18 protein-coding genes are annotated in these 21,507 nt (G+C 66.9%); 10 read left to right on the top strand and 8 right to left on the bottom strand.

The genetic code is table 11. The features are described 5' to 3' along the window. Positions 1–61: 61 nt before the first annotated feature. The 4 genes from ltrA to Pla123a_RS04480 form a co-directional block, all read right to left on the bottom strand. Positions 62–1,333, bottom strand: coding sequence for a group II intron reverse transcriptase/maturase (ltrA, locus tag Pla123a_RS04495; RefSeq protein ID WP_197527670.1), 1,272 nt, complete (start codon positions 1,331–1,333; stop codon positions 62–64). A gap of 1,039 nt (positions 1,334–2,372) precedes the next feature. After that, positions 2,373–2,681 carry a hypothetical protein gene (locus tag Pla123a_RS04490; protein ID WP_146584358.1) on the bottom strand — a complete coding sequence of 103 codons (309 nt, stop codon included), beginning with the start codon at positions 2,679–2,681 and terminating at the stop codon, positions 2,373–2,375. Positions 2,682–3,258: 577 nt separating this feature from the next. Continuing rightward, positions 3,259–3,753, bottom strand: a complete 495-nt coding sequence (locus Pla123a_RS04485) for a methyltransferase family protein (RefSeq protein WP_146584357.1) — start codon at positions 3,751–3,753, stop codon at positions 3,259–3,261. 20 nt (positions 3,754–3,773) lie between these two features. Beyond that, positions 3,774–4,778 carry a YhdH/YhfP family quinone oxidoreductase gene (locus tag Pla123a_RS04480; protein ID WP_146584356.1) on the bottom strand — a complete coding sequence of 335 codons (1,005 nt, stop codon included), beginning with the start codon at positions 4,776–4,778 and terminating at the stop codon, positions 3,774–3,776. Between the two features lie 273 nt (positions 4,779–5,051). On the opposite strand from Pla123a_RS04480, the gene Pla123a_RS04475 reads away from it, so the two are divergent. Next, positions 5,052–5,300 (top strand): BON domain-containing protein, encoded by a 249-nt coding sequence (locus tag Pla123a_RS04475; RefSeq protein WP_146584355.1) that lies wholly within the window; start codon positions 5,052–5,054, stop codon positions 5,298–5,300. A 54-nt stretch (positions 5,301–5,354) separates the two neighbouring features. On the opposite strand, the gene Pla123a_RS04470 is transcribed toward Pla123a_RS04475, so the two are convergent. Then, on the bottom strand, positions 5,355–5,714 hold the full coding sequence (locus Pla123a_RS04470; RefSeq protein ID WP_146584354.1) for a 4a-hydroxytetrahydrobiopterin dehydratase: 360 nt from the start codon (positions 5,712–5,714) through the stop codon (positions 5,355–5,357). Between the two features lie 442 nt (positions 5,715–6,156). On the opposite strand from Pla123a_RS04470, the gene Pla123a_RS04465 reads away from it, so the two are divergent. The 8 genes from Pla123a_RS04465 (at position 6,157) to Pla123a_RS04435 (ending at position 15,975) form a co-directional block, all read left to right on the top strand. Then, a complete protein-coding gene (locus Pla123a_RS04465; protein ID WP_231956322.1) occupies positions 6,157–6,693 on the top strand; it encodes a helix-turn-helix transcriptional regulator in 537 nt (178 codons plus the stop codon). A gap of 121 nt (positions 6,694–6,814) precedes the next feature. Then, the gene (ricT, locus tag Pla123a_RS04460) at positions 6,815–7,930 is read left to right on the top strand and encodes a regulatory iron-sulfur-containing complex subunit RicT (protein ID WP_146584352.1); all 1,116 of its coding nucleotides are present in this window, start codon (positions 6,815–6,817) and stop codon (positions 7,928–7,930) included. 11 nt (positions 7,931–7,941) lie between these two features. Next, on the top strand, positions 7,942–8,391 hold the full coding sequence (locus tag Pla123a_RS04455; RefSeq protein ID WP_146584351.1) for a Minf_1886 family protein: 450 nt from the start codon (positions 7,942–7,944) through the stop codon (positions 8,389–8,391). Beyond that, positions 8,388–8,513, top strand: a complete 126-nt coding sequence (locus Pla123a_RS25150; protein WP_261342746.1) for a hypothetical protein — start codon at positions 8,388–8,390, stop codon at positions 8,511–8,513. The genes Pla123a_RS04455 and Pla123a_RS25150 overlap by 4 nt, the downstream gene beginning before the upstream one ends. 160 nt (positions 8,514–8,673) lie before the next feature. Then, the gene (locus tag Pla123a_RS04450) at positions 8,674–9,768 is read left to right on the top strand and encodes a prenyltransferase/squalene oxidase repeat-containing protein (RefSeq protein WP_146584350.1); all 1,095 of its coding nucleotides are present in this window, start codon (positions 8,674–8,676) and stop codon (positions 9,766–9,768) included. 225 nt (positions 9,769–9,993) lie between these two features. Then, positions 9,994–12,402 carry a CARDB domain-containing protein gene (locus Pla123a_RS04445; RefSeq protein WP_197527669.1) on the top strand — a complete coding sequence of 803 codons (2,409 nt, stop codon included), beginning with the start codon at positions 9,994–9,996 and terminating at the stop codon, positions 12,400–12,402. A 1,096-nt stretch (positions 12,403–13,498) separates the two neighbouring features. Continuing rightward, the gene (locus Pla123a_RS04440) at positions 13,499–14,575 is read left to right on the top strand and encodes an alpha/beta hydrolase (protein WP_146584348.1); all 1,077 of its coding nucleotides are present in this window, start codon (positions 13,499–13,501) and stop codon (positions 14,573–14,575) included. A gap of 467 nt (positions 14,576–15,042) precedes the next feature. Then, positions 15,043–15,975: a hypothetical protein gene (locus Pla123a_RS04435; protein ID WP_146584347.1), complete on the top strand. Its 933-nt coding sequence runs from the start codon at positions 15,043–15,045 to the stop codon at positions 15,973–15,975. A 164-nt stretch (positions 15,976–16,139) separates the two neighbouring features. Here Pla123a_RS04435 and Pla123a_RS04430 read toward each other — a convergent pair whose 3' ends face one another. Then, positions 16,140–17,108 carry a histone deacetylase family protein gene (locus Pla123a_RS04430; RefSeq protein WP_231956321.1) on the bottom strand — a complete coding sequence of 323 codons (969 nt, stop codon included), beginning with the start codon at positions 17,106–17,108 and terminating at the stop codon, positions 16,140–16,142. Between the two features lie 267 nt (positions 17,109–17,375). Between Pla123a_RS04430 and Pla123a_RS04425 the strand changes: the two genes are divergently transcribed. Continuing rightward, positions 17,376–18,653 (top strand): hypothetical protein, encoded by a 1,278-nt coding sequence (locus tag Pla123a_RS04425; RefSeq protein ID WP_146584346.1) that lies wholly within the window; start codon positions 17,376–17,378, stop codon positions 18,651–18,653. Between the two features lie 12 nt (positions 18,654–18,665). Here Pla123a_RS04425 and Pla123a_RS04420 read toward each other — a convergent pair whose 3' ends face one another. Further along, on the bottom strand, positions 18,666–19,712 hold the full coding sequence (locus tag Pla123a_RS04420; protein ID WP_146584345.1) for a hypothetical protein: 1,047 nt from the start codon (positions 19,710–19,712) through the stop codon (positions 18,666–18,668). 93 nt (positions 19,713–19,805) lie between these two features. After that, on the bottom strand, positions 19,806–21,284 hold the full coding sequence (locus Pla123a_RS04415) for a hypothetical protein (protein ID WP_197527668.1): 1,479 nt from the start codon (positions 21,282–21,284) through the stop codon (positions 19,806–19,808). Positions 21,285–21,507 lie beyond the last annotated feature (223 nt).

Below are 21,507 nucleotides of genomic sequence, written 5' to 3'. Positions count from 1 at the left end.
ACCGGGTAAGGGCCACCGTTGCCGGTGACCCTCCCCACACCACCTAGCATGCGGGTCCGCACTAGGCGGTTCGACGAAGGGGAGCAAGCTCTGCCCAGAGTGTCTTGATGCTGAGGAGTCCCTGTTCTGCAAGCCACGCATTGTTGAGCCCCACGCCGCTGGCGATGGTTTTGGACATGTGCCAGTAGCCTTGGCGACTGCGTGCGTGGCGAATCGCTTGACGTCGCGGAACGCCGAGCCGAATGAGCATTTCGCGTCGGCGTTTCGGCCGACGCCACTGTTTCCAGTGACACATTCGAATGCGACGACGTATCCACTGGTCGAGTCTGTCGAACAGCTTCAACTGAGACGCCAAGCCGAAGTAGCCCATCCAGCCGCGAACGTATCGTCGCAGTCTGCCCAAGCGATCCTCCATCGAGATGCCCCGGCTGCGGCCGGTAATCTCGCGGATACGCTGCTTGAACTTCCGGACGGACTTCGCCGCTACGTTGATCGTCGCGCGCGATTTGACGAATGCGAATCCAAGGAACTCGAATTCTGTGCTGGCGACAACCTGGCTCTTCTCTTGGTTCACCACCAAGCGAAGGGCGCCAGTCAAGTAGCGCGAGACCGATGTCATGATTCGCTCGGCACTACGTTTCGATTTCGCAAAGACGGCGAAATCATCCGCGTACCGCACGAACGGCAGCCCTCGGCGTTCCAACTCCTTGTCCAGATCGTCAAGCAGGATGTTGCTTAAGATCGGGCTGAGTGGACCGCCTTGGGGCGTGCCAATATCGGTTGGTTGCAGAGCTCCATCGACCATCACGCCCGCTCGCAGGTAGCGGCCGATCAATCGCAGCAGCAGCTTGTCGTCGACTCGACGAGCGACACGCGTCAGCAGGACGTCGTGCTGAACTCGGTCGAAGAACTTCGACAGATCGATGTCGGCGGCATAGCGATGACCACGACGGATCGTACGCCCGACCTGCTTGGCTGCTCCATGAGCAGAGCGTTGGGGCCGAAAACCGAAGCTCGACTCGCTGAAATGCGGGTCGAAGATCGGCGTCAGGACCTGGACGATGGCTTGCTGAATCAGTCGGTCGAGCACGTTTGGGATACCGAGCAACCGCTGGCCGCCATCGGGTTTGTCGATGGTTTTGCGCCGCACCGGTCCTGGCCGGTACGTCCCACCGAGGAGCTGCTGTCGGACCTGCGGCCACCGTGTTCGGAACCAGTCGGGGAACTTCGTGATCGTGATCCCATCGGGGCCGGGGGCTCCGCGGTTCGCTTTCACGTTTCTCCAGGCGGTTTCGAGGTTGGCCTGGTCGACAACGGCCTCCATCAAAGACATCGGGAATAAGCTCAAGGCTGGCTGCTCGGCCCGCGCCGCTACGGTTCGTCCCGGTCGGGATAGTGAACGTGTGGTCTCGTCGCCTCGGCCAGCAGGGTGGTCCTGCTGGGTTGGCGCCGAGGGGTTCCCTCGTAGCGAGTTGGTCGATGGCTCCTCCTTGTTCTTCATCGTTCGGTCCTTCCCGTCTCGATTGGTTTTCGAGGGTCGGTACTACGACCTCGGCTGACTCCTGCCTCGCCCGCCGTGGATGGCTCCGCGGCGTTCCAGCCTTTCAGGCAAGCCTTACTCGCTGGAGCGACCGACGGCTCGCAGGCCGTCGGGCAGGTCTCCCCGGATAAGAGCGTGATGCTTCGCTGCGCAAGCTCGCCATTTACCTGAGCGACCGACTGGGAACGGCTTCGTGATGTTGTGCTCACTCGCCTGGTCGAACCGGCCTTGTATGGCGTTTCTGTTCGTAGCCTCGCAGCTTTGACGAGAATGCGACCGGCGGCGAAATCAGGCCGGTGCTTACGCACGCATTCGCAGGCTTCCTCCCCACGGTCGGTCGCCCTTCCGCAGTTGCCCTCGTCTAGTACTTTGTCGATCGGAGCCGGCATTTGGTAGACTGATCTCCGTGAGACTCCCAGTCTCGTACAGGGGACTTGCACCCCACAACAATCACGCCCGTGCCGGGCGTACACAATGCGATGCACAACGAGCGGCGAAGTCGCGTTGTTTAAAGTGGAAGATCGTTTGTCGCCGCCGTGTGATCGCCGGCGTTATCCCTCCTCAGCTTCATCATTCGACGCATTCTAGCCGATGTCCGTACGTGCACAGGTGTGGAACTCCTGAGCACCGAAGGCCGCCTGCCCAACCTGCATCGTCCTTCGCAGATTCCGCTGCTCGGAATGGGTGTCAGAATGCCCCGATGACTCCCCGTCCTCTACCGATTGAATGAACGGAGATGTTCGTCACAAAGCAGGCGCGAAAGGGCGCAAGAAGAGCACGGCCGCACGCTCCATCCCCTTGGGTGCTTTTTTGCTTGCCCCCTCCCGGCCGCCTAGTCCAGCACCGAGCCGCCGACCTCGTCGGCCCACTCGCTCTCGCCGGCGTCGATCACATCGACGAAGGTGGTGAGCTCGGCTTCGCTGAGCGTTCCCTTGGCGACCAGCAGCCGCAGCAGGGCCGCGAGGTAGAGCTTGAGCTGGGCGTTCTCTTCTTCCAGCCGGTCGAGGCGGTCGTCCTGTGCGTCGTCGACGCGTGACTGCGACCGCAGGCGGCGGCGGAGGTGGTTGATGTCGCGCTCGGTGTCGGCGATGTCGAGTCGGTTGCCGATGTCGCCTAGCAAGAGGGTGCGTCCCCAGCCCATGTTTAGTGCTCCAAATGAACTTGTGGTTGCGCGGGTATTCGCCGGGGCGGTAAGGATCTTGCTCTGGATCCCAGCGGTTGAAGAGGAGGGCGGGGCTTGCTGGGCCCAGGTGGGCGCGCAGGCTGGTTGGCCTGCTGGCGATTTCGTGGTAGAGAAGCGCCGCCGAGCGTGGTCCAATGAAGGGGCTGGCTGGGGTTCTTGCAGGCGTCGGAATCGGCTCTGGTGGCAGCGATTGGCGCCAACGGCTTCCGCCCATGGTTGCTGGATACTTGGGCGGGGGCGACCGTGAGTTTTGTCCATGCCAACGAGCAGAAAGGGACACAAGTCGGGGTTCCAACTGGGAGACAAAACCCGCGGAGACTGAAATAGCAGCGTGAAACGGCCCTCGCGGCCGCCAGTGGGGCCCGACTTTTGTCCCTATGAATCGATGTGCGAATTGGGGACAAAAGTCGGCTCGCAAGAACGGTCGTAGGAGTGGAGGAGCAGCGCTCCGCAGTTTCTTTGCCCCCTCACCTAACCTAATCTCTCTCCCCTTCGGGGAGAGGCATTGAATGAGGAAGCAACGCTGAGTCCTTCCCTAGATCCACCTGCGCACGCGGCGTTGGTAGTCGTGGTAGTCGTCGCCGAAGGCGGCGGTGAGCATCTGCTCTTCGACGCGGATCACGTTGTGGGTGATCCAGAGCATGAACAGCGGGACCACCACCAGCGGGCCGAGGCTGCCGAGCACCGCAGCGACGCCCAAGAGCACCACCACCATCGAGACGTAGATCGGGTTGCGGGTGCGGCGGAACAGGCCGCCGGTCACCAGCACCGACGACTCGCGGAACGGGAAGACCGTGGTGCCGCGGCGTTTGAACGAGAGCGCGATCGCGCTGTTGACTGTCAGCGCGGCGACGATGGCAGCCCAGCCAAGCCAGCGGAGCCACGCATCCCACGGCGAGGCGGCCGGCAGCTCCACGATCGGCAGCCAAGCGTCGAGGGCGATCATTGCGGCGATCGAGAGCAGCAGCGCCACCGGCGGCAGCAGCCGCTTCGGGCGAGCATGCGGTTCGGTATTCGGCTGAGGTTCCATACCGTCGGGTTCGCCCTGCGTCAGCCGATCTTGGGGACGACCAGCGTGCGGCCGAAGTGCTTGGAGGCGAGCATCGACTCGATCTGCTGCGGGAGCTGGTCGAGGGTGACCTCGCAGATGAACTGGTCGGGCAGGTCGACCTGCCAGTCGCCCGATAAGTGGCGCCACATCTCCATGCGGGGGCCGCGGGGGCACTTGGCGGAGTCGATGCCGGCCAGGTTCACGCCGCGGAGGATGAACGGGTGGACGGTGAGCGGCAGCTGTTCGCCGGCGGTCAGACCGCAGGCGGCGACGCAGCCGCGGTGCGTAGTGGAGCGGATCAGCGTGGCGAGCGGCACGCCGCCGACCGTGTCGACCACGCCGGCCCAGCGGGACTTGAGCAGCGGCCGATCGGCGTCGGCGGACAGCAGCTCGCGGCCGGCGACCTCGGCCGCGCCGAGCTCGCGCAGCGCGTCGTGTCGGTCGGCCTTGCCAGAGACAGCGGTCACTTCGTAGCCGAGCTTGGCGAGGATCGCGACCGACAGCGTGCCGACCCCGCCGGTGGCGCCGGAGACCACCACCGGGCCGGAGGAGGGCTCGACGCCGTGGTGGATGAGGGCGGCGACGCACTGGGCGGCGGTGAAGCCGGCCGTGCCGTAGATCATCGCCTGGCGGGGCGTCAGGCCCGCGGGCATCGCGACGACCCACTCGGCAGGCACGCGGACGTACTGGCTGTAGCCGCCCCAGCCGGGGCTGCCCAGCTCGTAGCCGGTGACGAGCACGGCGTCGCCGGGTTGGTAGTCGTCCGAGGTGCTGTCGACCACCCGGCCGGCGCAGTCGATGCCGGGGACGTGCGGCAGCTGGCGGACCACACCCGGGTGGCCCTGCGAGGCGAGGGCGTCCTTGTAGTTGAGCGAGGAGTACTCGACTTCGATCACCACCTCGCCGGGGGGGAGGTCGGCGAGCGTAAGATTCTCGACAGACGCGGCGGCCGAGTCGCCGGCCGAGCGGACCACGAGGGCGGGGAAGGGTTGTTGAAGGTTCATAAGCGCGCTTGTTGTTCAATCGTCTCGCAGTCGCCGCCCAAGCAATGGGCGCCACCACTGCTGGCGGCGGCGGAAGCCGGGCGGGCCGGAATCGAAAAACCACGGCGGTCGAGGGCCCGTCGAGGGCGCCCTGCCCACGGCCGCCACAACGGAGTCGTTCGGCACACGTTATGCACCGAGCCTGCCGGGGAAAGTGATCTTCCCAATGCCGCCTACTTTCTAACACAATCTCCCCTGGGGTGGGGAGTCAACCCTGCATTGCCGAGGACCGCGATGTCATTCGAAGAACGAGTCGAACTCACCGCCACCGAGAAGCTGGAACACAGCTCGCACCTGTTCCGCCGGTCGGTTTCGTGCCGCTTCCGCGAAGGGGTGCTGCGGCTCGACGGGCGGGTTCCGACGTTCCACCTGAAGCAGATTGCGCAGTCGCTGCTCGACAACATCGACGGCGTCAGCCGGATCGAGAACGCCCTGGTCGTGGTCAACCCGACCGGCATCAGCAGCGAGCCGGCGTACAGCTAGCCGACTGCTTGCGAACGCGATTTCGATTCTCGCTTCGCTGCGAAGCCAGCTTGGCTACTTTAGATCGATCGGAAGCTGGTCGATCTTCGCGGCGAGGATGAAGTCGTTCTCTGAGAGCCCGCCAATCGCGTGGGTCCAGAGCTCTACCGCCACGTTGCGGTAGCCTTCGAGGTGCAGGTCGGGGTGGTGCCCGTCTGCTTCAGCGACCTGCGCGCAGGCCTCGAAGAACTTCATGCCGGCCGTGAAGTTCTTGACTACCCACTCTTTGCGGATCCGCTTGCCCTCGTGCGTAATCCGCCAGCCGGGGAACTCCTCGAGCTGCTCAGCCGCCTGCTCAGGGGAGATCGGATCGACGCCGCCCTCGCACGGCAGGCACTTCTTCTTGGCGAGCGTGTCGCAGGATTGAACCGGCATCGCGGAGCTCCTGAGCTGTAGTACTGAGTTGAATTTCCAAGGGCCGGTCTGTCAGCAGGCCGCCCTGCACTGCGATTTTAGCACTGGAAGCCCGACAGACAACGCCGCGGCGGCTGGTGCGAATTCTGTAAACACAAGCGTTGGTGAGTGACACCGGCGTGTCACCTACCGCGGGGTGAGTCCGACAGTTCACGCACGCAAGTGCTGGCGCTGCCTTGCTTACCGGCCGGAAGGACGCTGCCCACGACACCGGTGGAGCCGAGTGCGGAGCGTTTGGCGTTGGAGGACGGCTTCGGTATAGCAATGCCGTGGACCACCTCACCGACGCGCTCCGATGATCTGCGAAACCGAGCCAGAACAACCGCGAAGTGAACCGCAACGCGCCGCGTCGGCTCGGGTCGTGGTGGAGCTCTCGCTCCCGCTAGTACAGGAGGCGGTCTGCGTGCTGATAGACCAAGACCTCCGCTTCGAACGCGTCGAGCCGCCGCTTCACACAGGGGCGACGATCGCGCTGCTCGACGGCGTCCAAGTTGACGGCGAGCGGCGGCCGCTGTTGTCGAGCGCCCACTTGGCGGGGTACGTGCTGCTCACTCGACTCCCCAGCAACGAAACGATCGGCCACGACGGCCACGGGAACCTGGCGCGGCTCGAAGCGCCACGGCACGCGTCGTGGCGACAGGTAGCCGAGGCGCTGCTGCGTCTGTGGGCCACCACGCCGCACACGCCCGCCACGACACCCCACCGGCTGGGGGCAGACTGGCAGGGCCTCCGCGTGGCGATCGGCTCGCTTACCCCACGCGAGCACGAGGTCCTCCGGCTGATCGCTAGCGGGCTGTCGGTTCCCGAGATGGCCCGCCGGCTGCACCTGGCTGATAGCACCGTCGAGAACCACCGCACCCGACTGATGAGCAAGCTCGGCGTCAACAAGTCGGTCGACGCGGCCCGAATCGCCTACCGGACCGGACTGGTTGCGCCGTAGGTTCGCCGGCCGCAGCAGGAATCAGCCCCGCGGCCAAAACGCTTGCCTATGGCGCAGGCCAGCCGCGCGGTATACTCGGGTCAGCACGCACTCTCCTCGGTCCCCGCTCTGCCAGGCTGATATGCCTCGATATGTCCTCCGCTACGGCGCCATGCGTCGGCTGGGCGTCTTTTCGACGCGCGGCGGTGATCGGTTTGCGCGGGGACACCAGGTAATCGCGCGGACGAGCCGGGGGCAAGAATCGGGTGAGGTCCTGTGCGAGGCGACCGACCACGTCATCTCGCAGATGAAAGAAACCCGCGGCGGGCACATTTTGCGGCTCTCCACACATGACGACGAGGTCGAGCTGCGGAAGCTGCAAGAGCAGCAGGCCAGGGAGCTTGCGACCTGCCGCCAGCGGGTTTCCGAGCTCGGGCTCGAAATGGAGCTGGTGGACGTTGAACACCTTTACGGCGGCGAGCGGGTAATATTCTATTATTTAGCAGAGGACCGCGTTGATTTCCGTGAGCTTGTGAAGGTGCTGGCGAAAGATCTGCAGACCCGCATCGAGATGCGACAGATCGGCGTCCGCGACGAGGCCAAGCTGCTCGCCGACTACGGCGACTGCGGCAAGCCCGTCTGCTGCAACACCCACCTCTCAGAGATGCCGCCGGTGTCGATGAAGATGGCCAAGCTGCAGAAGGCGACCCTCGACCCAACCAAGATCTCCGGAAGGTGTGGTCGGCTGAAGTGCTGCCTGCGATACGAGTACGACGTCTACCGAGAGATTCAGCGAGAGCTGCCCCGCGTCGGCTCCGAGGTCGTGACCCTCGAGGGCAAGGGCCGGGTGCTCTCGCAGGAGATCCTGGCCGGACAGCTGTTGATCGAGACCGAGGACTCGCGGCGGATCGTGATCGACCAGAGTCAGGTGCTGTCGGTGATCAGCCGCTCGGCGCCAACCGAAAAGAATCAAGACGACGGCAAGCAGCAAGACTCCGGCCCGCGCGAAGAACGCAGGCCGAGAAAGCGATCGGGCGATTCGGGCCCGCCGCGGCCCCGCGAGCCTGCCAATGCTGAACCGGCCGATGCTGAACCGGCCAACGCTGAGCGAGTCGACGCTGAGCCGGCCGACGCCAAACCGGCCACTACCGAGCAGACCGACACCGAGCCGGCCGACATCGAGCAGACCCAGAAGCCCGAACCAGAGCAGCCCCCCGCGGCCTCGGACACCCCTCCCAAGTCCAACCCGACCGACTGACAGCGCTCCCCATGCTGGACTCAACCCACCCCCTCGCCGAACTGCTGCGCCGCGACAAGCGCTACCACTTCGACTCGTACGTCTTCGTGTTCGACGCGCTGAAGTACGGGCAGGACCAGATGAACCTGGGCCGCCCGCAGCCATCGGACCCGACCGATGAGTTCGACGAAGACGAGGACGAAGACGACCGCCACGTCACGGGGCAGGAGCTCTGCGAGGCAATCCGCCGCTACGCCCTGGAGCAGTACGGCCTGTTGGCACGCAGCGTGCTGGAGCACTGGGGCATCACCTCGACGGGTGACTTTGGTGAGATCGTCTTCAACCTGATCGATATTGGTCAGATGCGGAAGACGGAGTCGGACCGCCGCGAAGACTTTGTGGACGTGTTCGATTTCGAAACCGGCTTCGCCACGCAGACCGTGTTCAAGACGCTTCAATCAAGCAACGAAAAGTCGCAGTGACCGACGCGCCCTCCCCTGTCCGCCCGGCGCCGCCGCGTCGGCGACCGGTGATGCTGGCGGTCGCGGCCCTGGCTTGGCTGGGGTGGATCCTCTTGCTCGCCTGGATTGCCTACGGTGGCTGACGTGTCGCATCGCGCGGCGCAGGCGTGTCGCGAAACGCGACACCCCGAACACGCGCCGCCGCGGTAGTCGACGCCCGTCGCGGTGTTGAGTCTTCTGCCGGCGCGACTGGCCGCACCGACTCCCCGAAACTGATCAAACCTCCCCAGAATGAGGCCCCCTATGCGTCTTCGAGCCCTTTCCGCCTGCGTTGCCCTGCTGTGCCTCGTGACCGCGGCGCCGGCGGCCGACCTGCCCAACGACGCCGCCAGCAAGTACGAATCGATTGTCGGCCAGGGAACGGAGTACCTCATCGGCGCGCAGGCCGAGGACGGCTCTTGGAGCGGCTATGCAGGCCCGGCGGTTACCGCCCTGGCCGCCGAGGCGTTGATGGCCAACGGCCGCACGCCGAGTGACCCGGTCGTGAAGAAGGCCTTGGCGTATGTCGTCGGCTTCGCCAAGCCCGACGGCGGCGTCTACGGCGAAGGCTCCAACCACCGCAACTACGAGACCTGCCTGGCCGTGATGTGCCTGAGCCGGGCGAACAAAGATGGCCGCTACGACGCGCTGCTGAAGAAGGCCGACGGGTTCCTCAAGGGGCTGCAGTGGGACGACGGCGAGGGGCACGACGCGTCGAGCCTGAGCTACGGCGGCGCCGGCTACGGCAGCCACGAGCGTCCCGACCTGTCGAACACAGGCTTCTTTATCGAGGCCCTGAAGGAACTCGGCGCCGGCCCCGACGACCCGGCCATGCAGCGGGCGCTGCAGTTTGTCAGCCGCTGCCAGAACCTCGAGACCGAGCACAACCCGACTGAATTCGCCGCTAAAGTCAACGACGGCGGCTTCTACTACACGGTCGCCGCCGGCGGCTCGAGCCAGGCGGGCGAGACCCCCGAGGGCGGACTGCGGAGCTACGGCTCGATGACCTACGCCGGCCTCAAGAGCATGCTGTTCGCCGGCGTCGACAAGGACGACCCGCGGGTCAAGGCGGCCTACACGTGGATCACCAAGCACTACACGCTTGACGAAAACCCCGGCATGGGCTCGTCGGGCCAGTACTACTACTACCACATCTTTGCCAAGGCGCTCGCCGCCATGGGCGTCGAGAAGCTCGACGCTAGCTCGGGCGAGCACGACTGGCGGGTCGACCTGATCGAGCAGCTCGCCTCGACCCAGCGGGCCGACGGGTCCTGGGTGAACGCCGACGAGCGGTGGATGGAGAGCGACCCCAACCTGGTTACCGCGTACAGCCTGATGGCGCTCTCGTACGCACGCTAGCGGCGACAGCACCGGCCCGGTATCCCGAATGGCGGCGTGCGATCTAGGCCGCCGGGTTCGTGGCCGGTGAATCGCCCTTTGCGGGCGGACCCGGTTTTGGTATTCACCCGCTGGCCATCGGCGTGCGCGGTCCCTGACCTGCGCCCCGGCCAGACCCCACGGCGGCAAGAAGCCGCCCGAATACCGAACCCGTGACAGGTCGAAAGACTCACCATGTCGCAACGCATGAAGCGTTTCCGTCCGCTCGCGAAAGTCCTGCTCGCCACTGGCGTGCTCGGTGGAGGCGGCTATGGCGCCTACACGGTGATGGACCCGGCAGCCGACCAAGCAGAGCCCCAGGTCGAGGCCGCCACCCTCGACGCCGCCGCCGAGGCCTGGGCCCAGGACGCCCCGCAGGCGCCGAGATCCGAACCGATGGCCTTGGCGAATGGCACGCCGCTCGGGCTGCCGCCGGCGCCGCTGCCGCCGCAAGAAGATATGCCAGCGCCGTACGCGCCGGTCGCCAGCGACCGCTACGCGGTGGCCACGCCGCCGCTGCCGCTGCTGAACGGCAGCGTGGACGAAGAACCCATCGCCCGCGGTCAGAACCCCTCGCTCGACGACCTGGACGACGAGCCGTTCGCTTCCGCGCCCAACGCGCTGCCCGAGGGCAACCCGCTCCGCCCGGCACGGGGGAGCGACGAGAACGGCTCGGCGCCGGCCCGCGACGCGTTCGCCGACAGCGGGGATGACGCGATCGGCCCGCCGCCGGCCGCCGTGGCCGCGTTCGGAGCCGGCCCTGTCGACTCGCAGGTGACGCAGGTCGCCGCCGCTGAGCCGCTCGAAGAACTGCCGCTGGACGAAATCCCGCCCGCCCCGCTTGGCCTGCCGATGGCCGACCAGGCTCCGCTGCCCGAGCCGTCGTTTGACGCGCTGCCAGTGGCCGACGAGCCGATGGCGCCGCTGCCGATGGCGGACCACCAGCCGCCGGCCTCGTTCCCCCCAAGCCCGGCGCCCCACAACAACTTTGACTCCCTGCCGGCCGAGCCGAACCCGCTGCGTCAGTCGGCGGAGCCCGCGGCCCCGGTCGCGTCCGAACCCGAGCAGCGCTCGGTCCTTGCCGAGCCGGCCCGCGTCGCGGCCGCCCAGCCGTTCTCGGTCCCGATGGCCGACGCGCCCCCGGCGAGGATGATGGTCGAAGAGCCGCGTGCGATGCTCCCCTCGGCCGATGCCTCCGGCGGCGGCGTGGCCGCTGTTGGCTCGGGCCGCCCCGGCGAGCACGCCCTCGAGGGCCAGCAGCAGCCGAGCCTCGCGATCCAGAAGTTCGCCCCCGCCGAGATCCAGGTCGGCAAGCCGTGCAAGTTCCTGATCAAGGTCCGCAACGTCGGCCAGCGTCCCGCACTCAATGTGGTGGTGCACGACCAGGCGCCCGCCGGCGTGCAGCTCACCGCGACCAACCCGCCCGCCCAGGCCAACGGCGACGAGCTCCGCTGGGAGCTCGGCCAGATGTCGCCCGGCGAGGAGAAGACCCTCTCAATGGAACTAACTCCCGTCGAGGAGGGCCCGATCGGCAGCGTCGCGACCGTCAGCTTCGCCGCCGAGGCGTCGGTCCAGACCAACTGCACGCGCCCCCAGTTGGCGATCCGCATGACCGCCCCCAGCAGCGTGCTGGTCGGGCAGGAGCAGCAGATCCAGATCGAGATCAAGAACCCCGGCACCGGCGACGCCACCGGCGTGATGATCTTGGAGAACGTCCCCGAGAACCTCCGCCACTCGGCCGGGCCCACGCTCGAGTTCGAGGTCGGCACGCTCCGCGCCGGCGAGACCCGCCGCCTGCAGCTCAACATGGTCGCCGAGACGCCCGGCAAGGTCGTCAACGTGCTGACCGCCCAGGCGGACGGCAACCTGCAGGTTGACCAGCAGGTCGAGTTCGAGGTCGTGGCCCCCGGTTTGGAGGTCGCGGTCGACGGCCCGTCCAAGCGGTACCTCGAACGCCCGGCGACCTACACCGTCAAGATCGGCAACCCCGGCACGGCGCCGGCCCACAACCTGCGTCTGGTGACTCAGCTCCCCCGCGGCATGAAGTTCGTGAAGGCCAACAACATGGGCGAGTACGACCCCGCTTCGCACGCGGTGGTCTGGTCGCTGGCGGAGCTCCCCTCGGGCGAGAGCGGCGCCGTTGAGCTGACCGCGGTGCCCGTTGTCGCCGGCGAGCAGAAGCTGCAGGTCCGGGGCGAGGCCCAGGAGGGCCTGCGGGACGAGACCTCCCACGCCACCCAGGTCGAGGGCATCGCCGCGCTCAAGTTCACCGTGCTCGACCTCGAAGACCCGATCGAGGTCGGCGGCGAGACCGAGTACGAGATCCGCGTCGCCAACCAGGGCACCAAGGCCGCTACGAACGTCCAAGTTCGTGCCGCCGCGCCGGCCGGCATGCGGATCCTCTCCGCCGCCGGCGACGCCCGGCACCGCATCCAGGCGGGCTCGGTACAGTTCGAACCAATCCGCCAGCTCCCGCCGCAGACCGAGATGACCTTCAAGGTCCGCGTGCAGGGCGCCCAGCCCGGCGACCACCGCCTGGTGGTCGAGGTCGGCTCCGACGACCTGGCCCAGCCGGTCCGCAAGGAAGAGAGCACCCGCGTCTTCGGCGACGAGTAGCCCTCTCCGGAAAGGTTTTGTCCGAAGGTCTTTGGGAACACTGATACGCGCTAATTTCTGGGGCGAGCCCCGCCAGCGTGCATCAGCGAAGATTAGTGTTCCTCCTACTGCCCAGTTGCCCGGAACGGGTTTTGTCCGAATATCCAGCGGAGGGGACAAAACCCTGCCTCGCGGACAGCCCCAATCGCCGCAAGGTGTATTTTCATAACGACTTACAACCCGCGTCGCCCCTCGGGCGGCGTGGGTTTTGTCCATTGAGCTCCACCCAAACGGCCCTCAGCCGGACAAAACGCTCGGCGGCCACCGCCTCAGACCCTCGCTGCATGGCGTTGCCTCCCCCATTAGAGCCGACGCGGTGGCATGTCTCTACAACAAACCGCCAATACGGATGGATCGCCAAGTACCCGCAGGCAACGCCTTCCATCAATCCCTCTCCCCAAGGGGGGAGAGGCCAGGTGAGGGCGTAAGAGCAACACAGCGGAAGCCCCGCTTACGTCCTTCCCTGACAACCACCTCGGATGCCAGGACAGACCAGGCGAGCTTGAAACGGGGACTGGCTCGCGACCGCACAGCGACTCCCAGCCGTGGGATCAGCGCAACTGCGGTCGTGTGCCTGTCCCCCTTTCAAGCGGGAGCAGCTCGCAGAACTCTGCCCTGCAGTCCGTCGAAAAGGGGGACTGGCACGACGCCGCGCCCAAGGCAACTCATTCCACCAATCCCTCTCCCCCAAGGGGGAGAGGTTAGGTGAGGGGGTAACAAGAAACACAGCGGAAGCTCCGCTTCCGTCCTTCCTCTCCTCCCGGGCGCCGAGGCGGAACCAGCTCAAAAGAATCTATCCTGGGGTCCGTCGAAAAACGGGGACAGGCACGGCGCCGCTACGTCTGCCGTGGGGTCCAACCATATTGCCGCGTCGAGCCAGTCCCCGATTTTCGACTCCCCCTTCAGTCCCTCTCCCCGGCAGGGGGAGAGGTTAGGTGAGGGGGTCCCAGAAGTCCTGCGGAAGCTCCGCTTCCGTCCTTCCTCTCTTTCTCGGCGCCGGCGCGCCCGATGGTGTACGCTGACCCCAGTCTCCTCGCACCTCTAGCCGATGCCTGCCATGCCCCGACTGCTCGCCCTGCTGCTCTTCGTTGCCGCTCTCCCCCACTCGGCTCAGGCCCAGCCGCCCGCGCGTGAGCCGAACGCCGACGGGCCGCTTGAGATGACCGAGCTCCCCGCGGGCCACCTCCCGCCGGTCGACGCAATCGGCAACTACACGATCGGCCCCGAGTACCAGGTCGACCCGTCGACCGAGCCGCAGCCGGGCGTCCCCCGCGGCGAGGTCACCAAGCTGACGATGCGGTCGGAGGACAGCAAGCTCTACCCCGGCATCGCCCGCGAGCAGGGGACGTTCGGCACGCCCGACCCCGACAACCCGGCCAAGCTGATCGTCACGACCAGCGGCCCGGCGCCCTACACGCGGCGGGTCGAGGTCTACGTGCCGCAGCAGCTCGACCGCAGCCAGCCCGCGCCGCTGATCGTCGGCGCCGACGGGCCCGACCCACTGCTGTTCGCCACGCTCGACAACCTGATCGCCGAGGGGCGCGTGCCGCCGATGGTCGCGGTGTCGATCGCCAACGGCTCGGGCGACGCCCAGGGGAGCCAGCGCGGCCTCGAGTACGACACCCTCTCGCCCAAGTACGCCGAGTTCGTCGAGACCGAGGTGCTGCCGCTGGTCGAGCGCGAGTGCGGCGTCACGATCACCAAGGACCCGGACGCCCGCGCGACCATGGGCTGCAGCTCCGGCGCGGCGTGCGCGCTGACGATGGCGTGGTACCGCCCCGACCTGTACCACCGCGTGCTGAGCTACTCCGGCACGTACGTCAACCAGCAGTGGCCCTGGAACCCCGACACGCCGGGCGGCGCGTGGGACTACCACGAACGGATCATCCCCAACTCCCCGCGGAAGCCGCTGCGGATCTGGCTGCACGTCAGCGACCGCGACCTGCTGAACCCCAACGTGATGCGCGACGGCATGCACGACTGGGTCATCGCCAACCAACGCATGGCCCGCGTGCTGGCCGCCAAGGAGTACGACTACCAGTTCGTTTTTTCACGGGGCTCGAAGCACTGCGACGGGGCGGTTAAGCGGCAGACGCTGGCGGGGGCGTTGGAGTGGTTGTGGGGGGATTTTTGAGGGTGCGAATCTAGGCGTGGGAAGAGGCTCTAAGCAATCAGCAGAGAGATTTCACCTTGTACTGAATTCTTTTGGTGCCACTGCCAGCTCGCTGGCAGTGCGAACACCGCAAGAGCATGCCTGTAGAAGCTGTGTCTCTCCGATCGCTGCGGATTCAATTGCAGCGGTGCGTAATCAGAAACGACAGAACGATTGAGTTGATTGCCCCACGCCCAAGTCGGGCCCAAGGGACCATCCGGCGTCGGCGCACAGCACTGCCAGCAAGCTGGACAGTGGCACCGAATAGCTATGTCACCGGCCGGATCAGTAGGTCAGGCTGTGCCTGACGGCCCTCCCTGCCCGACACGGGCTCACAAGCAATTCAGTCTTGCGTCTCTCTCCCCGGCGTGAAATAACCGCATCGACGCGTGCGTGGACAAACCAGCGGCAGCAGCGCAAACCGAACGCGAAGACTCTGACACAGGCTCATGATCCGAACAACGCTCTCGCTTGCGATCTTGTTGGTAGCATGCCCGGTGGCCAGCGGCGCCATCATGTTTAGCCCGGGGCACTACTACACGGTGGAACGCAGCTCAAGGGTCATCACACAGCACTCTCCGGCGGGAGAGGTCGTGGGTTCGATTGACATGGGGCGGGAGGTGCGCGGCATGGCCTTCGGTCCCGACGGGCTGCTCTACATGACTACGGTTCCCAGGACAGGGGCAGGATTTGATGTCCGTGCGGTGACGGAAGACGGTGTCGTGCAGGTGTCCTACGAGCTGCGACTCCCCTACGGTCAGGACCTGCCCTACATGCATGGCGACGATGGCTACGGCACGATTGCCGTCGACGACAAGCACATCTATGTCGCGGGAGATGGAGAACTGACGCGATTTGAGATAGGCGAGCCGGATTCGGGCAAGATCATCTACAGCGGTTCGTACGGCACTTACGTATACGACGTCAAGATCCTCCCAGACGACGGACTCCTAGTCGCGGTGCGAGACGATATTCTGGAACTCTCACCTTCTGGGTGGGTTAGGCGCAGCGTCCGGTCGAGCAGTCTCAGGTACAGTGGGGTGGTCGGCGTCGAGTACAACCCAGACAACAGCACGGTCTACGTAACTCAACTGAATGGCAAGAACCTGCTGAGCGTCGATTGGGAGTGGGGCTACGTCAAAGAGAGCGAGTACTTTTCCTACGCCGCAGACATGTTCGTCACTTCGTCTGGCGATCTACTGGTAGGCAGTCGGAGTGAGAACCCTCGCCATTACAGCGCCGACCTTGAGTTGCTTGGGGAACTCTCTACCGCAGATCACATGTTTGTGACTCAGTATCCGGTGCCGGAACCCTCGTGCTTGGGCCCGCTAATCACTGCGGCGTTGGCGTTCGGTTTTGGTTCCAGGCAATGCAGCCGGTGAACTTCGGAGCGGCGAACGACGGAAGGCGGGCCTGCCAGAGGGCCGTTCTCTTACCGGGTGGGAAATTCGTCAGGCACAGCCTGACCTACGGGATCGAGGGGCTGAGCTAATACCGCTTGCCCCCACCCCGGCCCGCCCCCGGAGGGGGAGGGAGTGTGCTTGGCTTACCCGTCCAATAGCTCTTCAAGGTGCAGCGCGACGCACTCGGCTAGGACGGGGGCGTTGTAGCCCCCTTCGAGCAGGCTCACCAGCCGGCCTTCGCAATGCGTGGCGGCCACGTCCTTGACCGTTTGCGTCAGGCTGACGAAGTCTTCGCTCTCGAGGCCGAGCGAGCCGACCGGGTCCTCTCGATGCGCATCGAAGCCGGCGCTGAGCAGCACCAACTGCGGCTGGATCTTGTCGGCGAACGCTTCGAGCTCCCGCGCGAAGTACGACAGGTAGCGGTCGCGCGACGTGCCCATCTCGATTGGCAGGTTGAGGTTGGCGCCGAGGCCGTCGCCGGCGCCGGTCTCGTCGGTCGCGCCGCTGCCGGGCCAGAACGGGTAGCGGTGGATGCTGAAGAAGCCGACGTTCGACTCGCCGTAGAACACCTCCTGCGTGCCGTTGCCGTGGTGCACGTCCCAGTCGACGATCAGCACGCGGTCGAGGTCGAGCTCTTGGATCGCCGCCCGGGCGGCGACCGCCACGTTGTTGATCAGGCAGAAGCCCATGGCGCGGTCGCCCGAGGCGTGGTGGCCGGGCGGACGGATCAGGCAGAGGGCCCGCCGGTCCTCGCCGGCGACCACCCGCCGGACGGCGTCGGTCGCGGCGCCGGCGGCCAGCCGCGCGACGTCCATGCTGGCCGGGCTCACGATCGTGTCGGCGTCGACCTGACCGCCGCCGCGGTGGGCCAGCGCGTCGAGCGTGTCGAGGTGCCCCGGCGTGTGCACCCGCAGCAGGTCCGCCAGGCTGGCGGGACCCCAGTCCGGCGACTGGCATCGGGCGGGCAGGTCCGTTGCGTCGAGCCGCTGGTCGATCGCCCGCAGCCGGCCGGGGTTCTCGGGGTGGCTGCCCGTGTCGCGCTGGAGGCCCGTGTCGTGCTGGAGGCCCGTGTCGTGCTGGAGGAATTGGGGGTGTCGGTAGAGCAGGGTCACGGTGGTTCTGTCCGGGTTGTAGGGAAGAATCGTGCAGGTCTGCTATTGGAAGCTTGACATTTTTCGCAACCCCTTGCTAGTGTGGAGGTTACTTGCGCCCACAAAGCACGCCCGCCGGAACCGGAGCGGGGCCGCAATACTCCTCCGCGGGGGTGACGAACCCTTGCGTGGCCTCCCCGTTGCCGACGCCAAACGCCCGACGCCTGGCCGCCCCGAATCGCGGCCGCGTCCCCTGGAACAACCCCCAACTCCTCGCGGAGCTCGACCGTGCATTTCCTCAGCTGCCTGCGTTCTCTGTTTTGCCTGACTGTGGCGTGGGTGCTCGCCGCCCCCGGCCTGGCCGCCGCGCAGGAAGACGAGATCAATCTGCGGCAGCTCGCCCTCAAGCGCACCGCCGTGCAGCGGATGATCAAGTCGCCGGTCAGCGGCGCCGACCGCGAGCTGTTCGAGCAGTACTTCGACCGCTACTACTTCCCGACCATGCAGCAGACCGACCCCGAGTCGCTCGGCGAGCTGGCGGGCATGCGGGACGACTTGCTCAACCGCTACATCTACGACGCGCACCCGACGGTGCAGAAGGAGCTGACCGAGAAGGCGTACAATTGGGCGTCGAAGGTATTCGCCGCTAGCCGGGCCCCCGCGCCGATGCGTTACAACGCGGCGTTGATCCTCGGCTCGCTCGACGAGAAGTACGCCACCAAGAACGACCCCAGCGTCGTGCCGCTGGGCAAGGCCAACGTGATGCTGTGCAAGGTGGTCAAGTTCCGCGCGAAGCTGCCGACCTACATCGAGGTCGCCGCGTTGGTCGGGCTCGAACGCCACACCAAGTACTTCGCCGCGCTGGGCGCCAACGAGCAGAAGGCGACCGCCATCGTGCTGCTCGAGGCGGCCGGCCAAGAGGACTTCCGCCCCGGCACCGGCCGAGAAGTGCAGGACTGGATCAAGCTGCAGGCCGCCAACGCCATCGCCAACATGGGCGTGGCCGGCAAGGACGGCGTGTTTGCCCAGGCGGTCGCCAAGCTGGTGACCGACCCGGACGTCGACCTGGCGACCCGCAGCACCGCGGCGATGCTGCTGGAGCGGATGACGCTGGACGACATGCCGCCGGCCGTGGCCAACGAGGTGGTCGGCGGCGTCAAGAACCTGGCGTGCGCGGTCGCCGCGTCGGAGCGTGAAGCGGCCGAGAAGTTTGTTGAGGTCCAGCGCCGCCGCGGCGGGCTCGGCTCGGCGCTCGAGAAGTCCAACCGGTTCCACGCCGACGAGAAGGGCTGGGTGTACGAGCGGGCCGGGCTGGCGTCGCAGCTGGAGCAGCTCAAGAAGGGCCTCGCGGCGGTCAAGCCGCTGGCGGGCCAGGACGCCGAGTCGCTCAAGACGATCGAGTCCGCGGTGCAGAACGCCATCGACACCGCCAACAAAACCTCGAACATCGATCTGGACGTGACCGACAGCGTGCGGTCGATGGCCGATCAGATCGACCGCGTCGCCGGCTGCCAGGCGAGCGGAGAGGGCGAAGAAGACGCCGCGGACCTGCTCGGCGCCAACTGAGCGCCGCCCGCGCTAGCAACTCGCTTCTGACCGCGGTCGGCGGGTGGCGCCGCGGCGAACCATCCCGCACGCGCCGAGCAGCAGGAGCGTGGCCGCGGCGGGCTCGGGCGCCGATGTCGGGCCGGCCAGCGGCTGGTGGTAGGAACCGCCATAGCTGGCACGCCAGAGATCATAGTCGCCCTGATTGACGACCCCGTCGCCGTTGCCGTCGGCGAACAGGTTGGCCGTGCCGACGCTCGACCGCCACTCGGTGTAGTCGGCCGCGTCGACGCGGCCGTCGAGGTTGTAGTCGCCGGGCGAGCCCTCCCAAACCGCCAGGTTGTCGAAGAAGGCGGCAGCGGTCTGGCGCTGCGAGGCCTGGTCGGCGGCGGCGGCGTACGCGGCCAGGTCGGCGTCGCCAAAGGTGTCGGAGGGGCCGTCGACGAACGCGATCGGATCGTCCGCCAGCAGCACGCCGTCGGCCAGCACGGCGAACTGGTCGTGCAGGTAGTCGAGCCGGATCTGGTAGTGGCGCCACTGCTCGTCGGCCGTGACGCCAGTCTCGACGAATGCCCCGGTGGCGGGCTCGTGGTAGAGCAGGTCGCGTGTCGCGGCGTCGACGCCCAGCGAGCCGAGCAGCTGCGGGTAGAACGAGTCGTCGTACACCTCGACGCCGATAAACGGACCCTCGACGCCGGCCGCCGCGCCCGGGTCCTCGACCCGCATGTCCCACTCGACCACCACGAACCGGCTGGTGGGGAAGTTGAACCCGCTGTACGGCGCCGCCCACCAGTCGTCGGAGCGGTCGCCCCGCTCGACACGCAGACCGCGTGTGCCGCCGATGCCGACGGCGTCCTCGACCAGGGCCGAGCCGCCGCCCCCCCCGACAGTGGTCCAGGTGCTGAGCCCGCCGAACTGCCCCACGACCGGGCCCGGGCTGTAGCCCTCGAACCCGGCCGTGTCGAGGATCTCAAACGCGGCGGCGCTGCCACCGCAGACGCTCAGCACGGCGCCAACGGTCATGAGGAAACAGACCACGCGGCGACCGGCGGTGGCGGCAGGCGAGTTGGCGGCAGTCATGGTGGAGTCATCCCGCGGAGTTGTTCGGAGATTCCGACGAAACAGCAGCGGCTGGGCAACCTCGACCCAGCCAAGCAGCCGGGATCGGCGCCGCTAGTCGTCAAAGTGGTGCTCAAACTTCGATCCCGGCCGCGTGGTGTGGCAGACGGTGCACTCGTTCAGGGGGCCCGCGTGGCCCTGCAGTGCAATCGCCTGGACGTTGTCCTGCGGGGTGACCGCCGGACCCACCGCGTGGGGGCTGCCGTGGCACGACGCGCACAGCACTCCGCCGTGGCCGCGCGACTCCTTGAACAGCTTGCCGGGCTCCTCGTAGTGGAACTCGGGCTGCATCGCCTTGTGGCAGCCGCCGCAGGTCGGCTCGTCGACCCACGGGATCCGCGTCGGATCGCCGACGGCGGCCATGTCCCCGTGGCAGCTGTCGCAGAAGATGCCCTTGGCGAAGTGCACGTCGCGTTGGCAGTTGGTCTCGAAGCCGGGGTGGCAGGCGTAGCACTCGTTGGTCAGTCCCATGTCGAACACCGGCTGCATGCGGCCAGCGTGCGAGGCGTGCATCGCCTCGCTGAGCGACGACACGCCGGGCACACCGGGCGTGCCGAGCGCCGGGTCGAAGTGGCACGACGCGCACAGCACCGACGGGCCGCCCAGCAGCTGCGTGTTGTGCTTGGCGTCGTGCTTGGCGAGGATGTCGGCGTCAACCATCGGGCCGGGCATGCCGGGCTCGTGGCAGAGGTTGCAGCTGATCTCCCACGAGACCGGCGCCACGGCGTGCGTGATCGCCAGCACCTGGCCCTGCGACTCGACCGAGATCTCGGCCAGCTTGTAGGCGTTCAGGGCCCCGCTGTCGGTGATCGGCGTGAGCGGCACGCCGACGACCGACCAGTCGTTGTCGCCGGTGGGGGTCATCGAGCCCTCGAGCGTCGACCCGGTCAGCCCAACGTCGGCCGGCATGTCGACGCCAAACAGGTCGACATCGTGCTCCCAGAAGTTGGTCTTGGTGACCGAGGTGGTGTTGCCCGGGATGCGGTACTTCACCTCGACGCCCGCGTCGATGATGCGGGGCTCGCGGCGGCGCTGGATCACCTGCGCGTGCAGCGTGTTGAACGGCGGCAGGATGCAGAGCTGCGAGAAGTCCTCGTTCATGCAGTGCATGCCGAGGTCGTTGAACCCGAGGATGACGTAGGCGTCCCGCTGCGGGAAGCGGGGCCGCCGGGCGGGCCGGAAGGACCGGGTGCGGCTGGCCTCGGCGGGCTGCAGCGACTGGACGGCCTGTTGTTGCTGCTGCGTCTGCTGTTGCTGGGCCTGCTGCTGGGTTTGCTGCCCTTGCGATTGCAGCTGGGCTTGCAGATTCGCTTGCAGCTGGGTTGGCAGCTGCTGGGCCTGTTGGCGTTGCTGCAGCGGCGCCGTCGCGGCGAGCTGGGGCCGCCGGCCGCTGGCCTGACGCGGCTGGTTCGGTTCTGCGGCGGCGGAATCGAACCCCGCGATTAACTCTAACCCCGCGACCGCGGCTAGCAACAGCAGAAACAGGGGAGCACGGCGGCGCCGCCGGGCGGCCGGCTGCTTGTCCGAGGGCATGGCGGATTGCTCGGGAAGAGGTCCTCGATCGGGGCGCCAGCTGGTCGCGTCCCGATGGCCGCGGCGTTCGTCACCCGACGAGAGTTGCGCAGCGGCCGAATAGAGGGGCCGGAAACGCCGTCCACACCCGCCACAAAAACAGGAATTTTCCGTCGCGGCTGTGTCCATCCGCGGCAGCGGCCGGCGGTGGAGCCCGAGTCCGCAAAGACGGCTGGCAGAAGGC

Source organism: Posidoniimonas polymericola, assembly GCF_007859935.1.
Lineage (GTDB): Bacteria > Planctomycetota > Planctomycetia > Pirellulales > Lacipirellulaceae > Posidoniimonas > Posidoniimonas polymericola.
Note: the sequence above shows the minus strand (reverse complement) of the source record. Positions and strands in the feature narration are given on the sequence as shown.

Coding starts and splice junctions, on each gene's coding strand:
- ltrA (WP_197527670.1), bottom strand. CDS start 1,333: ATGTCTTTGATGGAGGCCGTTGTCGACCAGGCCAACCTCGAAACCGCC.
- Pla123a_RS04490 (WP_146584358.1), bottom strand. CDS start 2,681: ATGGGCTGGGGACGCACCCTCTTGCTAGGCGACATCGGCAACCGACTC.
- Pla123a_RS04485 (WP_146584357.1), bottom strand. CDS start 3,753: ATGGAACCTCAGCCGAATACCGAACCGCATGCTCGCCCGAAGCGGCTG.
- Pla123a_RS04480 (WP_146584356.1), bottom strand. CDS start 4,778: ATGAACCTTCAACAACCCTTCCCCGCCCTCGTGGTCCGCTCGGCCGGC.
- Pla123a_RS04475 (WP_146584355.1), top strand. CDS start 5,052: ATGTCATTCGAAGAACGAGTCGAACTCACCGCCACCGAGAAGCTGGAA.
- Pla123a_RS04470 (WP_146584354.1), bottom strand. CDS start 5,714: ATGCCGGTTCAATCCTGCGACACGCTCGCCAAGAAGAAGTGCCTGCCG.
- ricT (WP_146584352.1), top strand. CDS start 6,815: ATGCCTCGATATGTCCTCCGCTACGGCGCCATGCGTCGGCTGGGCGTC.
- Pla123a_RS04455 (WP_146584351.1), top strand. CDS start 7,942: ATGCTGGACTCAACCCACCCCCTCGCCGAACTGCTGCGCCGCGACAAG.
- Pla123a_RS04450 (WP_146584350.1), top strand. CDS start 8,674: ATGCGTCTTCGAGCCCTTTCCGCCTGCGTTGCCCTGCTGTGCCTCGTG.
- Pla123a_RS04445 (WP_197527669.1), top strand. CDS start 9,994: ATGAAGCGTTTCCGTCCGCTCGCGAAAGTCCTGCTCGCCACTGGCGTG.
- Pla123a_RS04440 (WP_146584348.1), top strand. CDS start 13,499: ATGCCCCGACTGCTCGCCCTGCTGCTCTTCGTTGCCGCTCTCCCCCAC.
- Pla123a_RS04435 (WP_146584347.1), top strand. CDS start 15,043: ATGATCCGAACAACGCTCTCGCTTGCGATCTTGTTGGTAGCATGCCCG.
- Pla123a_RS04420 (WP_146584345.1), bottom strand. CDS start 19,712: ATGACTGCCGCCAACTCGCCTGCCGCCACCGCCGGTCGCCGCGTGGTC.
- Pla123a_RS04415 (WP_197527668.1), bottom strand. CDS start 21,284: ATGCCCTCGGACAAGCAGCCGGCCGCCCGGCGGCGCCGCCGTGCTCCC.